The 14,349-nt window shown below is 72.8% G+C and carries 11 protein-coding genes; 6 read left to right on the top strand and 5 right to left on the bottom strand.

Annotation, left to right across the window (positions count from 1 at the left end; genetic code table 11):
* Nucleotides 1-6: 6 nt before the first annotated feature.
* Nucleotides 7-486 (bottom strand): hypothetical protein, encoded by a 480-nt coding sequence (locus DEJ48_RS08275; protein WP_150215542.1) that lies wholly within the window; start codon nt 484-486, stop codon nt 7-9.
* 209 nt (nt 487-695) lie between these two features.
* On the opposite strand from DEJ48_RS08275, the gene cyc2 reads away from it, so the two are divergent.
* Nucleotides 696-2,927: a germacradienol/geosmin synthase Cyc2 gene (gene cyc2 / locus DEJ48_RS08270; RefSeq protein ID WP_223831954.1), complete on the top strand. Its 2,232-nt coding sequence runs from the start codon at nt 696-698 to the stop codon at nt 2,925-2,927.
* A gap of 58 nt (nt 2,928-2,985) precedes the next feature.
* Entirely contained in the window at nt 2,986-4,929 is a 1,944-nt protein-coding gene (phsA, locus tag DEJ48_RS08265) for an O-aminophenol oxidase PhsA (RefSeq protein ID WP_411757437.1), read from the top strand.
* A gap of 25 nt (nt 4,930-4,954) precedes the next feature.
* Here phsA and DEJ48_RS08260 read toward each other — a convergent pair whose 3' ends face one another.
* On the bottom strand, nt 4,955-5,674 hold the full coding sequence (locus tag DEJ48_RS08260; protein WP_150215541.1) for a glutamine amidotransferase-related protein: 720 nt from the start codon (nt 5,672-5,674) through the stop codon (nt 4,955-4,957).
* 174 nt (nt 5,675-5,848) lie between these two features.
* Between DEJ48_RS08260 and DEJ48_RS08255 the strand changes: the two genes are divergently transcribed.
* From DEJ48_RS08255 to DEJ48_RS08245, 3 genes are all read left to right on the top strand, one after another.
* The gene (locus DEJ48_RS08255; RefSeq protein ID WP_150215540.1) at nt 5,849-6,718 is read left to right on the top strand and encodes a LysR family transcriptional regulator; all 870 of its coding nucleotides are present in this window, start codon (nt 5,849-5,851) and stop codon (nt 6,716-6,718) included.
* A gap of 853 nt (nt 6,719-7,571) precedes the next feature.
* Nucleotides 7,572-8,072 carry a PDZ domain-containing protein gene (locus DEJ48_RS40225; protein WP_317850907.1) on the top strand — a complete coding sequence of 167 codons (501 nt, stop codon included), beginning with the start codon at nt 7,572-7,574 and terminating at the stop codon, nt 8,070-8,072.
* Nucleotides 8,073-8,158: 86 nt separating this feature from the next.
* A complete protein-coding gene (locus DEJ48_RS08245; protein WP_150215539.1) occupies nt 8,159-9,283 on the top strand; it encodes an aminopeptidase P family protein in 1,125 nt (374 codons plus the stop codon).
* A gap of 38 nt (nt 9,284-9,321) precedes the next feature.
* Here the strand turns inward: DEJ48_RS08245 and DEJ48_RS08240 are convergent, their stop codons facing one another.
* Both DEJ48_RS08240 and treZ read right to left on the bottom strand, forming a co-directional pair.
* The gene (locus tag DEJ48_RS08240; RefSeq protein WP_150215538.1) at nt 9,322-10,335 is read right to left on the bottom strand and encodes an aldo/keto reductase; all 1,014 of its coding nucleotides are present in this window, start codon (nt 10,333-10,335) and stop codon (nt 9,322-9,324) included.
* A 53-nt stretch (nt 10,336-10,388) separates the two neighbouring features.
* Entirely contained in the window at nt 10,389-12,134 is a 1,746-nt protein-coding gene (gene treZ, locus DEJ48_RS08235; RefSeq protein ID WP_150215537.1) for a malto-oligosyltrehalose trehalohydrolase, read from the bottom strand.
* A gap of 155 nt (nt 12,135-12,289) precedes the next feature.
* On the opposite strand from treZ, the gene DEJ48_RS08230 reads away from it, so the two are divergent.
* Nucleotides 12,290-12,841, top strand: coding sequence for a DUF1707 and FHA domain-containing protein (locus tag DEJ48_RS08230; RefSeq protein WP_150215536.1), 552 nt, complete (start codon nt 12,290-12,292; stop codon nt 12,839-12,841).
* Between the two features lie 36 nt (nt 12,842-12,877).
* Here DEJ48_RS08230 and DEJ48_RS08225 read toward each other — a convergent pair whose 3' ends face one another.
* Nucleotides 12,878-14,176: a M14 family zinc carboxypeptidase gene (locus DEJ48_RS08225; RefSeq protein ID WP_150221057.1), complete on the bottom strand. Its 1,299-nt coding sequence runs from the start codon at nt 14,174-14,176 to the stop codon at nt 12,878-12,880.
* Between the last annotated feature and the right edge of the window lie 173 nt (nt 14,177-14,349).

Below are 14,349 nucleotides of genomic sequence, written 5' to 3'. Positions count from 1 at the left end.
GCCGGGTCAGCCGGCGGCCTCGTCGAGGAGCGAACGCCAGCGGCCCCGGTCGCGGTCGTAGTGCAGCGGCCCCACCGCGAACTCCGCGAGGTCGAGCGTGGTGAGCCGCTCGTACGCCTCGGCCGGAAGGTCGGGCTCCAGCACGATGTCGAGGCCGCTGGACGCGTCCTGGAGCACGATCGGCCGCGCCGCACCCTCCGCACGGGGCTCACGTACCTCCGGCCGCGCGGTCCTTCGTACGACACCCTTGAACGCCTCGTACGCGTCCTTGACCGCCTCCGCACCCAGCCCGGTGAGGAACGCCTGCAGAGGCAGCGAGGCGAGGACGATCCACGGGATGTCGGCGGCGCCGCGGTGGTCGACGGTGTGCCGGACCCGGACCGGCGGAGCGCCGAGTCCTTCGAAGGCGGCGACCAGCTCGCGGCGCAGTTCTTCGGGGACCTCGCGGTCCAGGAGCAGCTCCGCTCGCAGCGGCGCATCGGTCATGGACGTGTTTCCTTCCGAGGGCATCGTCGGCAGCCTAGAGGCGTGAACGGTGCGCACGAGGGGAAACCCAGGATTCGCAGGCGCGGAACCGGGCGGCCCTTCGCACGTCTTTGCCTCTCTCGAAGGCGAAGTGACCCCGGTTCACGCGATGGTGCGATCATCGGGCATCACACGGATGCCTGCGGGGAGCCCCGGGTAGGGCCGGGCACATGACGCAGCCGTTCGAACTGCCGCACTTCTACATGCCGTACGCCGCGAGGCTCAACCCCCACCTGGAGGAGGCCCGCGCGCACTCCACCCGGTGGGCGCGGGACATGGGCATGCTGGAGGGTTCCGGCATCTGGGAGCAGAGCGACCTCGACGCGCACGACTACGGCCTGTTGTGCGCGTACACCCACCCCGACTGCGACGGCCCGGCGCTGTCGCTGATCACCGACTGGTACGTGTGGGTGTTCTTCTTCGACGACCACTTCCTGGACATGTACAAACGCACCCAGGACACGTCCGCGGGCAAGGCGCACCTCGACCGCCTGCCCCTCTTCATGCCCATGGACCTGTCGACCGCCGTGCCCGAGCCGCGCAACCCGGTGGAGGCGGGCCTCGCCGACCTGTGGGCGCGCACCGTGCCCGCGATGTCCAGAGACTGGCGCCGCCGCTTCGCCGAATCGACGGAGCACCTGCTCAACGAGTCGATGTGGGAGCTCTCCAACATCAACGAGGGCCGGATCGCCAACCCCGTCGAGTACATCGAGATGCGCCGCAAGGTCGGCGGCGCACCCTGGTCGGCGGGCCTCATCGAGTACGCGACGGCGGAGGTGCCCGCGTCGGTCGCGGGGACGAGGCCGCTGCGCGTGCTCATGGAGACCTTCGCCGACGCCGTCCACCTGCGGAACGACCTCTTCTCGTACCAGCGCGAGGTGCAGGACGAGGGCGAGCTCAGCAACGGAGTGCTCGTACTGGAGACCTTCTTCGACTGCACCACCCAGGAGGCGGCCGACACCGTCAACGACGTGTTGACCTCGCGCCTGCACCAGTTCGAGCACACGGCGGCGACCGAAGTACCCGCCGTCGCCCTGGAGAAAGGTCTCACCCCGCCCGAGGTGGCGGCCGTCGCCGCGTACACGAAAGGTCTTCAGGACTGGCAGTCGGGCGGCCACGAGTGGCATCTGCGCTCCAGCCGGTACATGAACGAAGGGGCGGCCGTCGCCGCCCCGGGTTCGCCGCTCGCCGGCCCCACTGGCCTCGGGACGTCGGGGACCGACATCGCGTCGCTGCTCTCCGCCGCCGGGGCGGAACGGATGCGGTCCTTCACGCACGTTCCCTTCCAGAAGGTGGGCCCTTCCCGCATCCCCGACCTGTCCATGCCGTTCCCGTTGCGGCTCAACCCCGGCCTCGACACCGCGCGGCAGCGCATCACCGGGTGGGCGCACGAAATGGGCATCCTGGAGGAGGGCGTCTGGGACGAGGACAAGCTCGACGCGTACGACCTGCCGCTGTGCGCCGCGGGTCTCGACCCGGACGGCACACAACAGGCACTCGACCTCAGCACGCAGTGGCTCGTATGGGGCACGTACGGCGACGACTACTACCCCCTCGTCTTCGGCCGCCGCCACGACCTCGCCGCCGCGAAGCTCTGCACCGAACGCCTCTCCGCCTGCATGACACTCGCCGGCGAGCCCGCCCCGGTACCCGTGAACGCCATGGAGCGCGGCCTCGTCGACCTGTGGTCGCGCACGACCCGCGACATGACCGACCGACAGCGCAAGGTGCTGCGCGACGCCGTCGACGTCATGACGGAGAGCTGGGTGTGGGAGATCTTCAACCAGCTGCACCACCGCGTGCCCGACCCGGTCGACTACCTGGAGATGCGCCGCGCCACGTTCGGCGCCGACCTGACGATGAGCCTGTGCCGGATGGGCCACGGGCCCGCCGTGCCGCCCGCGGTCTACCGCAGCGGCCCCGTCCGCTCCCTGGAGAACGCCGCCGTCGACTACGCCATGCTCGTGAACGACATCTTCTCGTACCAGAAGGAGATCGAGTACGAGGGCGAGTTCCACAACGGCATCCTCGTCGTGCAGAACTTCTTCGGCTGCGACTACCCGTCGGCGCTGCGCGTCGTCCACGATCTGACGACCCAGCGCCTGCGCCAGTTCGAGCATGTCTGCGCTCATGAACTGCCGTCCCTGTACGAGGACTTCGCGCTGTCGCGCGAGGGCCGCGCCGTCATGGACGGTTACGTCGCCGACCTGAAGAACTGGATGGCGGGCATCCTCAACTGGCACCACGGCTGTCGGCGCTACGGCGCGCAGGACCTGGCCGGGCGCGCGCACGGCTTCCTGCCCGATCGCGCGCCCCGCGGTGCTCCGACAAGCCCCCTTCGGATGGTTTCATCCGGAATGGAGGATTCGTGGAACTTCGGTGGGGCGCCGGGAGTCTTCTGAAGTGAAGGCGGTCGTCGGGCGGCCGCGAAACGGGGGAAAAACACGGGGGTGTTCGATCTTGACCGACATCATTGAGCGCGGCACGGAAGAGTCGCCGGATGCGGAAGTGGCCGGCAGGGAAGGCGTCGGCCCGGAAGCTGCCGGGGCGGAACCGGCGGGGACGGGTGCCGCCGACGGGGAACTGGCGCCGTTCGTCTCGCCGTTGACCGTCCCACCGGTTCTGCGGCCCGCATCCGCCGACGTGCCGGAGGAGACCGAGATCGCGCTGCGGCCGACGTGGGTGCGCCTGCACCCGCAGCTCCCGCCGACCCTGATGTGGGGGTATGACGGCTCGGTGCCGGGCCCCACCATCGAGGTGCGGCGCGGGCAGCGCGTCCGGATCGCATGGACCAACCGCATTCCGCAGGGCGAGTATCCCGTCACGGCCGTCGAGGCCCCGCGCGGCGACCCGCAGAAGGACCCGCCGCCCAACACCCTGCCGGGCCGCGGGGGCATCGAGCCGAACAAGGACGTGGCGGCGCTGCCCGCCTGGTCGGTGACGCATCTGCACGGCGCGCAGACGGGCGGCGGCAACGACGGCTGGGCGGACAACGCCGTGGGGTACGGAGACGCACAGCTCTCCGAGTACCCGAACGACCACCAGGCGGTGCAGTGGTGGTACCACGACCATGCCATGAACATCACGCGCTGGAACGTGATGGCGGGTCTGTACGGCACCTATCTGGTCAGGGACGACGAGGAGGACGCGCTGCAACTGCCCTGCGGCGAGCGGGAGATCCCGCTGCTCATCGCCGACAGGAACCTGGACACGGACGAGGGGGACGGCCGGCTGAACGGCCGCCTCCTGCACAAGACCACCATCGTCGACCCCAAAAACGCCGAGACGGGCAAGCCGGTCACCCTGCCCTTCTCGGGTCCCTACACGACGGTCAACGGCCGCATCTGGCCGTACGCGGACGTGGACCCGGCCTGGTACCGCTTCCGCCTGGTCAACGCGTCGAACGCCCGCATCTACGACCTCGTGCTCGTCGACGAGGACAACAACCCCGTGCGGGGCGTCCTCCACCAGATCGGCAGCGACGGCGGGCTCCTGCCGCGCCCCGTGCCCGTCGACTTCGAAGGGGCGCTGCCCACGCTCACCGTCGCCCCGGCCGAGCGCATGGACCTGCTCATCGACTTCCGGGAGCTCGCCGGGCAGCGGCTGCGGCTGGTCAACAAGGGGCGGGCGCAGCCGCCCGGCGTTCCCGACGTGGCGAACGACGTGCGCTATCCGCAGGTCATGGAGTTCCGGGTGGGCGAGTGCGCGGAGCCGGACACCTTCGAACTGCCGGAGGTCCTCTCGGGCTCCTTCCGCCCGCTCACGCACGACATCGCGCACGGCCACCGGCTGATCGTGCTCACCCCGCCCGCCACCAAGGGAGGCGGCGGCCACCCGGAGATCTGGGAGATGGCCGAGGTCGAGAAGCCGGGTGACGTCCAGGTGCCGACCGAGGGGATCATCCAGCTGCGCGGGGACGACGGCAAGGTCAAGACGTACCGAAGGATCGCCCGCACGTTCAACGACGGCCTCGGCATCACCATCGCCGAGGGCAGCCACGAACAGTGGACGTTCCTGAACCTCGCCGCGAACCCGCCGGTGCTGCACCCGATGCACATCCACCTGGCGGACTTCCAGCTCCTCGGCAGGGACACCTGCGACGTCTCGGGCTTCGACGTCACCATCGGCGGTACGCGCGCGCCCATCGCCGTCGACCCGCGGCGGCCCGCGCCGCTGGCCCCGAACGAGCGCGGCTGGAAGGACGTCTTCCGCGTGCCCGGCGGTCAGATGCTGCGCGTCATGGGCAAGTTCGACGGGGCGTACGGCCGCTTCATGTACCACTGCCACTTCCTGGAGCACGAGGACATGGGGATGATGCGGCCCTTCGTGGTGATGCCCAAGGAGGCCCTGAAGTTCGACCACGGCGCCGGGCACGGGGGTGGTCACGGGGACCACGACGGCTAGCCGGCGGCCAGTCGGCCGGATGGAATCACGCGGCCACGCCCGCGTGCCGGACGGCGGCTCGTGCCAGGGCCCGCACGATCGGGTGCGGCCGCGAGCCGTCGCCGGACAGCTCCGGCTGGAAGAGGGAGGCCAGGAAGAAGGGGTGGCCGGGGAGTTCGGCCATCCGCACCTGGCCCTCCTCGTCCTCACCGGAGAACCGCAGGCCGTGCGCGCGCAGCGTGTCGAGGTGGGCGGTGGGGCCGTACGAGCAGTGGTAGCGCTCGATCGACCTGCGGGCGCCCACGACGGACTCGGCGAGCGAGCCCTCCGCGATGGTCACCGTGCCCTCGTGGCCGACCAGCGAGCAGGCGAGCGGGGTGAGGAGCAGGTCGTCGGCGTCGGGATCGTTCTCGGCGTGGGCGACGTCGGTCAGGCCGCACACGTTCCGGGCGTACTCCAGGAGCGTGTGCTGGAAGCCGCCGCACGTACCGAGGAACGGCACGCCGTCCTCGCGCGCCGCGCGGATCGCGGCGAGCGCCCCGGCCTCGCTGCGGTAGGGGCTGCCCGGCACCACCCACACGGCGTCGAAGCCGCGCACGGCGTCCGGCTCCTCGGCGTCCTCGGTCGGGATCCAGTACGCGTCGAGGACGAGGCGGTCCTGGGCGGCGAGGGCGTCCAGGAGGAGCGGGATCCGGGTGTGGGAGGTGACGTTGGGGGAGCGGTCGCCGACGAGGGCGAGGCGGGCGGCGCGGGTGTCTGTGGTCATGCGGTCATCCTGGTCGGGCGCCTCAGTTCACGTCCAACGATGATTGCTGCATGCTCCATCAGCGTTCCTGATGGCAGTGATGGCGGTGATGGCGATGGGCAGGCGGCCGCAGGACGGCGGCCGGGCATCCACCCTGGTGATCGTGGCCCCGGCCGCCGGGGGATCCTTGCGGCCATGGACCCGCACCTCCTGCGCACGTACGTGACGGTCGCCCGCCTCGCCTCCTTCTCCGAGGCTGCCCGCGAGCTCGGCTACACCCAGTCCGCCGTCTCCCAGCACATCGCCGCCCTGGAGCAGGACCTCGGCGCGGCCCTGCTCACCCGCCGACCGGTGGCCCCCACCCCGGCGGGCGCCCGTCTCCTGGAGCACGCGGGCCCACTGCTGCTGCGCCTGGACGCGGCCCGCGCGGAGGTCGTCCGCATGGCGGCCGCGCCCGAGCAGGGGCTGACGCTCGCGGCCACGTCGACCGCGCTGACACCGCGTACGGTGCGTGCGCTCCCCGCGGCGGGCGTCACCCTCGCCGTGCTGCCGCGCGACGAGGTCCCCGGGGCCGTCGCGACGGGCGCCGCCGACCTCGGCCTGGTCGACGGACTCGCGGCGCCCAGCGACCCCCTGCGCCTGCCGGACGTCGCCCCGCTGGGCGTGCGGGGCCTCGGTGAGGAACCCGTGGCCGTGCTCCTCACCGAGGACCACCCGCTGGCCCGCCGCAGGGGTCTGCGCCTCGGTGACCTGGTGGACGCCCGCTGGATCGACGCCCCCGACACGGGGCTGCCGCTGGCCCAACTCCGCGCCGCGTCCGGCACGTCGGGCTTCCGCCCCGCCCTGCGCTACGACGGCACGGACCTGCGCACCCTCACCGCGCTGGTCGCCGCGGGCCACGGCCTCGCCCTGCTGCCGCGGTGGGTGGCGGAGGAGTCACGGGGCACCGTCGCCGTACCCCTGACGACACCCCGCGTCGTCCACCGCACGGAACTCCTCCACACCGGCACGCTCCGAGGCCCCGCCCGAACGCTGACCGCTCAGCTGGACATCACCCGTTCGTGAGGCGTCGACGAGGGCTCACTCCGGGTAGAGCTGTGGCCGGAGGCGCCCCATGGACCACACCACGTTCCGTCCCAAGCCGATGCCTGGCCGAAACCCCGCCCGCACCCCCGACCCGGCTCCCGGCGAGGGCTCCGACCGGGGTCCGGATCGGGGCCCGGGCTGGGGCTTGGACCAGGACTCGGCCTGGGGTTCCGGCCAGGACATGGATGGGGGATCTGGCCCCGGTGCGGGCGGGGGGTCCGGTGGGGGTTCCGACCCAGGCATGGGTCAGGGGTCATGCCGGGATACCGACCGGGCCCGGCGTCGGGATGGGGGCCGGGGCTTCGGCCGGGGTTCTGAACAGGAGGTGGGCGAGGGTTCTGGCCGCGCTCCCGGCTGGGACTCGGTGGGGGGCCCTGGCCGGGATGCCGGTAGGAGGACGGGGGAGGGGCGTGGCTGGGACTCGGGTTGGGACATGGTCCAGGGCGCTGGTCGGGGGCCCGGTCAGGACATGGGCGGGGAGTCGGGCCGAGAGGACGCCGACTGGGGCCAGGGCGGGAGTCGTGGCCGGGAGTCCGGCCGGGATTCGGCCGTGGGGCTCGGTGGAGGTGTCGGCCAGGGGCAGGGGGCTGGGCAGGCTTTCGGCTGGGGGGAAGGCTCGGAGTGGGAGGTCGGCCCTGGGGTGCGTGAGGGGTCTGGGCGGCACGCTGCCCGGAGTTCAGGCGTACCCGCTGACGCGGGCGACCTGGGCAGCAGCCCAGGCCCGAGCCCCGCGCGTACCGCCCCCGCCCACACCCCCGCCCCACGTCTCCGCCGGCTGCGTACGCCTCGCGGAACCCACCGCCCCCACGCCGCCCGGCGTCGCGGCAGGCGGTTGACGACGCTGCTCCTCGGGCTCCTCTGCGCTGCCGCCCTCGTGCTCTCGGGCATCGGCATCGGAACCGTGAGCGCCACCGTCATCGGCATGAGCAAGCTCGCCGGGACGCAGAAGGCGGCGGCCGGGCGCGCCGGGCCGGGGGCCGCCCCCGGGCCCGGCACACCGTTGGCCGCCCCGGAACGCCCCACCCCCGGCCCTCGCGCCTCCGCACCGCGTCCACGCCCTCCCGCCGCCGCCCTCGGCATCGAAGCCGTCGACGCCCCCCGCGGCGCGGGCGGTGCCCTGCTCGTCGGGGTGCACGTGCCGGGGCCCGGACACGCCGCGGGACTCGTGCGCGGCGACACCGTGGTCGTGTTCGGCGGGGCCCGGATCGGCTCGGCCGCCGAGCTCGCCATGCGGGTCGGTCGAGCCCGGGCCGGCAGCACCGTGACCCTGACGGTGCGCCACGCGAGCGGTGCGCGCCAAGTCCTGGCGGCGCGGCCCGGCGTAGTGACCTGAGGGCCCCTCTCACAATCCCCGCCCCGGGCTCGCGGTCCCGCGCGGCGAGGGGCAGGATCTCTGGCGTGGACTACAGGGAGGTCACCATGAGCAGCGCGCCCGCGCCCTTCACCGCCGACGACTACCGAGCACGTATGGAGCGGGCCGCCGCCACGGCCGCGGACGCGGGTCTGGCGGGCCTGCTCGTCGCCCCGGGGCCCGACCTCGTGTGGCTCACCGGCTACCGGCCGACCGCGGACACCGAGCGCCTGACGCTCCTCGTGCTCGCGGCCGGACAGGACCCCGTCCTCGTCGTGCCGACCCTGGAGGCACCGGACGCCGCACGCGCCGCGGGCGCCCCCGCGCTCACCCTGCGGGACTGGACGGACGGCAAGGACCCGTATGCCGTCACCGCGCCCCTCCTGGACGTATCGGGTCGCTTCGGAGTGAGCGACAACGCCTGGGCGATGCACCTGCTCGGCTTCCAGCAGGCACTGCCCGGCACCTCCTACGTCTCGCTCACACAGGCGCTGCCCATGCTCCGCGCGGTGAAGGACGAGGCCGAGCTGGAGCGCCTCGCGGCTGCGGGCGCGGCGGCCGACGCGGCGTACGAGGAGATCCAGAAGGTGTCCTTCGCGGGCCGCAGGGAGACGGACGTCGCCGCTGATCTCGCCGATCTGCTGCGGCGGTTCGGGCATGCGCAGGTGGACTTCACCGTCGTCGGCTCAGGGCCCAACGGCGCCAACCCGCACCACGAGGCGGGCGACCGCGTCATCGAACGGGGCGACATGGTCGTCCTCGACTTCGGCGGGCTGCTGCACGGCTACGGCTCGGACACCTCCCGCACCGTCCACGTCGGGGAGCCGACCGCCGAGGAGCAGCGCGTCCACGACGTGGTGCGCGAGGCGCAGGCGGCAGGCTGCGCGGCGGTGCGGCCCGGCGTGGCCTGCCAGGACATCGACCGCGCGGCCCGCGACGTGATCACCGAGTTCGGCTACGGCGAGTACTTCATCCACCGCACCGGACACGGCATCGGGGTCACCACCCACGAACCGCCCTACATGATCGAGGGCGAGGAGCAGCCCCTCGTGCCCGGCATGTGCTTCTCCGTGGAGCCCGGCATCTACCTGCCGGGCCGCTTCGGAGTGCGCATCGAGGACATCGTGACGGTCACCGAGGGCGGCGGCCGGCGGCTCAACACCACCGCCCGCGAGATGGCGATCGTCGACTGACTCGCGGCCAGTAGCCGTCCGAAGGACAAGGGCAGCGGTCAGCTGTTGTCGGTGCGCGGGCCGACCCGCGGCTCGCGGCCCGGGTAGTGCGCGAGGACGTTGTACGGGTAGGGCAGCGGCCGGGCGCTCGCCTCCGTGAGCCGCTCCCGCTGCCCTTCCGTCAACTCCCATTCCACGCAACCCAGGTTGTCGGTCAGCTGCTCGACGGAGCGGGCCCCGACGATCGGCGCGGTCACACCGGGCTGCTGGAGGAGCCAGCGCAGCGCCACCTGCGCCGGGGAGCGCCCGGTCTCCCCGGCGACCTCCAGGACCGCGTCGACGACCCGCCACGTGTCCTCCGTGGCCTGCTCCTCCCAGCTGCCCGCGCCCCGCGTGCCCTCCGGCGGGGCCGTCATGCCCCGCCGGAACTTGCCCGAGAGCCAGCCGCCGTGCAGCGGGCTGTACGGGATGACGCCGACGCCCTCCGCCTCGCTGAGCGGCAGCAGCTCCCACTCGATGTCACGCCCGAGCAGGTTGTAGAACGGCTGCAGGCACGCGTACGGCTCCCAGTCGTGCGCCCGCGCCACGTCGAGGGCCTTCTGCAGCTGTGCTCCGGAGTGGTTGCTCGCGCCCAGGTAGCGGACCTTGCCCGCTTTCACGAGGGTGTCCAGGGTGGACAGGGTCTCCTCAACGGGCGTCGTCGCGTCCCACACGTGCGTCTGGTAGAGGTCGATGTAGTCGGTGCCGAGCCGCCGCAGGCTCGCGTCGACGGCGGACACGATGTGTTTGCGGCTCAGGCCGCCGGCGTTCGGCGCGTCGCTCATCGTGGCGAACACCTTGGTGGCGACGACGAGTTCGTCCCTGCGGCGGCCCTTGAGCCAGCGGCCGAGGATCTCCTCCGACAGACCGCGTCCGTACATGTCGGCCGTGTCGACGAACGTGCCGCCGGCCTCCGTGAACGTGTCCAGCATGCGGTGCGACGTCGCCTCGTCCGCGCCGCTGCCGAACGTCATCGCGCCGAAGCAGAGTTCGCTGACGCGCAGCCCGGTCCGGCCCAGGAATCGTTGCTTCATGTCCCGTGATCCGCCTCCCGTAGGTGGGCTCCGACGTTACGCGGTCGCGAGGATCACGCCGTTGCCAGGATCACGCACGATTCGGCCGGCAGTCGCACCACTCCGTCCGCGCCGGGCGCCTGGACCGGCTCCCACGCGGCGAGCACGCGCGCGTGGCGCCCGTCCAGCGGCACGGTGACGGGCTCCTTGCCGAAGTTCACGGCGATCCGCAGATCCCCGCGCCGGTACGCGAACCAGCGGGCTCCCTCGTCGTACACGACCCGCACCGCCGCGAGGTCGGGGTCGGTCAAATCGCCGCGGGCGCGCCGCAGGGCGATCAGTTCCCGGTGCCAGGCGAGGAGCCGCGCGTGGTGGCCCTTCGCCGGCTCGGACCAGTCCAGGCACGACCGGTCGCGGGTCCCGTGGTCCTGCGGGTCGGGGATGTCCTCCGCGGCCCACCCGTGCGCCGCGAACTCCCTGCGCCTGCCCCGGCGTACGGCCTCCGCGAGTTCGGGGTCCGTGTGGTCGGTGAAGAACTGCCAGGGCGTCGTGGCGCCCCACTCCTCGCCCATGAAGAGCATCGGTGTGAACGGGCTCGTCAGGGTGAGCGCGGCCGCGCAGGCGAGCAGGCCGGGGGAGAGGGAGGCCGAAAGCCGGTCTCCCAGGGCGCGGTTGCCGATCTGGTCGTGCGTCTGCGCGTAGCCGAGGAAGCGGTACGCGGGGGTCCGCGCGCGGTCCACCGGGCGTCCGTGGGCGCGGCCGCGGAACGTCGAGTACGTCCCGTCGTGGAAGAAGCCGCGTGTCAGCGTCTTGGCGAGAGCGGCCAGCGGTGCGCGAGCGAAGTCTTCGTAGTAGCCCTGCGCCTCGCCGGTGAGCGTGGTGTGCAGCGCGTGGTGGAAGTCGTCGTTCCACTGCGCCTGGAGACCGAGGCCGCCCCTCGCGCGCGGGGTGACGATCCGCGGGTCGCCCAGGTCCGACTCGGCGATCAGGGCCAGCGGCCGGTCGAGCTCGGCGGCCAAGGAGTCGACGGCGACGGAGAGTTCCTCCAGGAAGTGGCACGCGCGCGTGTCCACCAGCGCGTGCACCGCGTCGAGGCGGAGGCCGTCGATGCGGTAGTCGCGCAGCCAGGCCAGGGCGCTGCCCGTCAGATACGCGCGCACCTCGTCCGAGCCGGGCGCGTCCAGGTTGACGGCGGCGCCCCACGGCGTCTGGTGCGTCTCGGTGAAGTACGGCCCGAACGCGGGCAGGTAGTTGCCGGAGGGGCCGAGGTGGTTGTGGACGACGTCCAGGACGACGCCGAGGCCGTGCGCGTGCGCCGCGTCGACAAATCGTTTCAGCGCCTCGGGCCCGCCGTACGGCTCGTGCACCGCCCAGAGCGACACCCCCTCGTACCCCCAGCCGTACCGCCCGGGGAACGGGCACAGCGGCATCAGCTCCACGTGCGTGATGCCCAGCTCCGCCAGGTGTCCGAGCCGGTCGGCTGCCGCGTCGAGCGTCCCTTCGCGCGTGTACGTCCCCACGTGCAGCTCGTACAGGACCGCGTCCCGCACCCCGCGCCCCGCCCACGGCGTGCGCCACGCGTACCGGTCGTGGTCGACGACCGCGCTGAGCCCGTCGGGCCCCTCCGGCTGGCGGCGCGAGCGCGGGTCGGGCAGGACCGGCCCGCCGTCCACCGAGAAGCCGTACAGGGTGCCGTCCTCGGCCGCCGCTTCCCCCGACCACCACCCCGCGCGGCCCCCGTCGCGCTCCAGCGCGCGCGTGGCCCCCGCGCACTCCAGCACGACCCGCTCGGCATCCGGCGCCCACACTTCGAACCTCACCGACGGTTCTCCCTCGTCCGCTGTCCGTCACACCGTGTGTCCCATGGTGCGTCAGAAACCCTCGGTCCGTGGGGGGATCCGTCCGGAAATCGATCGAACGGCGCTCGAACTCCCCGTTCTGGACACCCGGGCCGCGAGTGACGGACAATTCCCTGGTGACATCCTCTTTCGAGTTCTCCACGTACCCCGCGCGGGTGACGGACGCGGAGCGCGACAGGGCGCTGGACGCACTCAAGGAGGGCGCGGCCGTCGGCAGGCTCTCGCACGACACGTTCCTGCGGCGCATGGAGCTCGTGCTCGCCGCCAGGCGGCCCGACGAACTGGCCGCCCTCACCGACGACCTGCGGACCGAGGGCCGCTGGTCGCGCATGGTGCTCGGCGGTGTGGGAGCGGTCTCCGGGTTCACGATGAAGCTGCGCAGGGCCTGGCAGGCCGAGCGGCTGCCGAAGCTGCTGCTGCCCTCACCCGACAGCGCCTTCCCGCTGCGGATCGGCCGCGACCCCGCCAACGGCCTGCGGCTGAGCCACGACACGGTCTCCCGGGTCCACGCCGAGCTGCGGCGGCAGGGCGGTGTGTGGGTGCTGCGCGACCTCGGCTCGACGAACGGCACGTCCGTGAACGGCCGCAGGGTGACCGGGGCGGCGATCGTCCAGGACGGCGACTCGGTGAGCTTCGGCCGGATGGCGTTCCGTCTCTCGACGACCTGAGAACCGCTCGCGGACGCAGGCGGTCGGGCGTGGGCGTCAAAGCGCCGCGCGGTCGCCGTCGGCCTCCACGCGCGCGTGCCACGCGGCGGCGACCGTGGTGCGCGACTGGTGTTCCACCTGGTCCTCCAGCGGCACCCAGCGGGCTCTGAACCGCTCGGCGAACGCCTCGCTCCACTGCGCCACGAGCATCTCAAGACGTGGCGCCGCACGGTCGCCGGCCTCGTCGAGGACCCGCAGCAGCATGGCCGCGGCCCGCAGCGGCAGGCGCCTGCCGAAGGCGTCGACGCTTCCGATGTACGCCCGGGACGTGTCGGCGGGCGGCAGCCGCCGCCAGTCGTCGGCGAGGCCCGGCACCAACGCGAGCGCCCACCGCGCGGCCCGCAGCAGCGGCCCGTCGAGGCCACCGGCGCCGCCGTCGTGGGAGAGCCGTGGCAGGGCCTCGGCCAGGATGTCCTCCACCAGGCGCGCGTCCCGCCGCAGCCGCACCGCTAGCGTCCGCATCGCCCGCGCGGGCGCCGGGTGCGTCTGCGGGTCGTCGACCAGGTCGCTGGCCCACATCGGGACCTCGATGATCGCGGTGCGTCCGCCGTAGCGGTGGGTGCGGTGCCAGGTGGTGCGCCGGGCGTCCTCGGGCAGGCTCGGGTACGCCGCGTCGGTGCCGGGGTGCGGCAGCACATGGACGCCCGGTCCCGAGACCGGCCAGCCCGCGGCGTCAGACGCCCCCGTCTCCACCGGAATGTGCAGTTCCGCAGCCGATTTGGCGAACGGCTCCGCGAGGCCGGGAATGTCCTTCGTGAGCTGTATCCAGCTGCCGCCCAGGTCGGTGCAGTGCAACGACACCTGCAAGTAGGGGCGCAGTTCGTCGATGACGGCGTTCAGGGCGCGGGTCTCCGGCGGCAGCCGGTCGGGCGGCAGGACGGAGGGCGACCACTCCGGCTGCTCGGGACCCGCGGGGCGGAAGAAGTTCCGGTGGTAGTCGAGGAGGGTGCGCGGGGCGGGTGTGCGGTGCAGGCTCGCGCCGTCCGGGTCCGCGCAGAGCAGGAAGTGCCAGGAGGTGTCGCCGCGCAGCCGTGGATCGCGCAGGGTCCGCTCGGCGATGTGCAGCAGCGTGGAACCGCCGGTCGGCTCGTTGGCGTGTGCGCCCGCGACGACGAGGACGGCGCGCGGGCGGGGTGCTGTGGAGAGCGGACGGTGCCCTATGGAGAGCAGGTGCAGGGGCCGCCCCGCGCGCGAGGTTCCCACTTCGCGCAGGGAAGCCAGTTCGGGACGGTGAGCTGCCAACTGTCGCGCGGAGAAGACGAGTTCAGGAACACTCGGATAGTGCTGCACCGCCAGTTGGCCCCCCGTCCGGTTCACCACTGAGGCAATCGAAGTACCCCATGCCCCGGTAGACGTGTCAAGGACGCGTCGGCCGTCCCGACGCGACGGCGGCCCTCACTCGAACGGACGTACGCGAACTGCGGCGGAGGCCGCCGAGTGATCTCCTGGATCACACCCGCGCGGCCGCT

The sequence above is a fragment of the Streptomyces venezuelae genome (genome assembly GCF_008642315.1).
GTDB classification, from domain to species: domain Bacteria; phylum Actinomycetota; class Actinomycetes; order Streptomycetales; family Streptomycetaceae; genus Streptomyces; species Streptomyces venezuelae_D.
The sequence above is the reverse complement of the archived record's forward strand: the minus strand, read 5'-3'. Positions and strand labels throughout refer to the sequence as shown.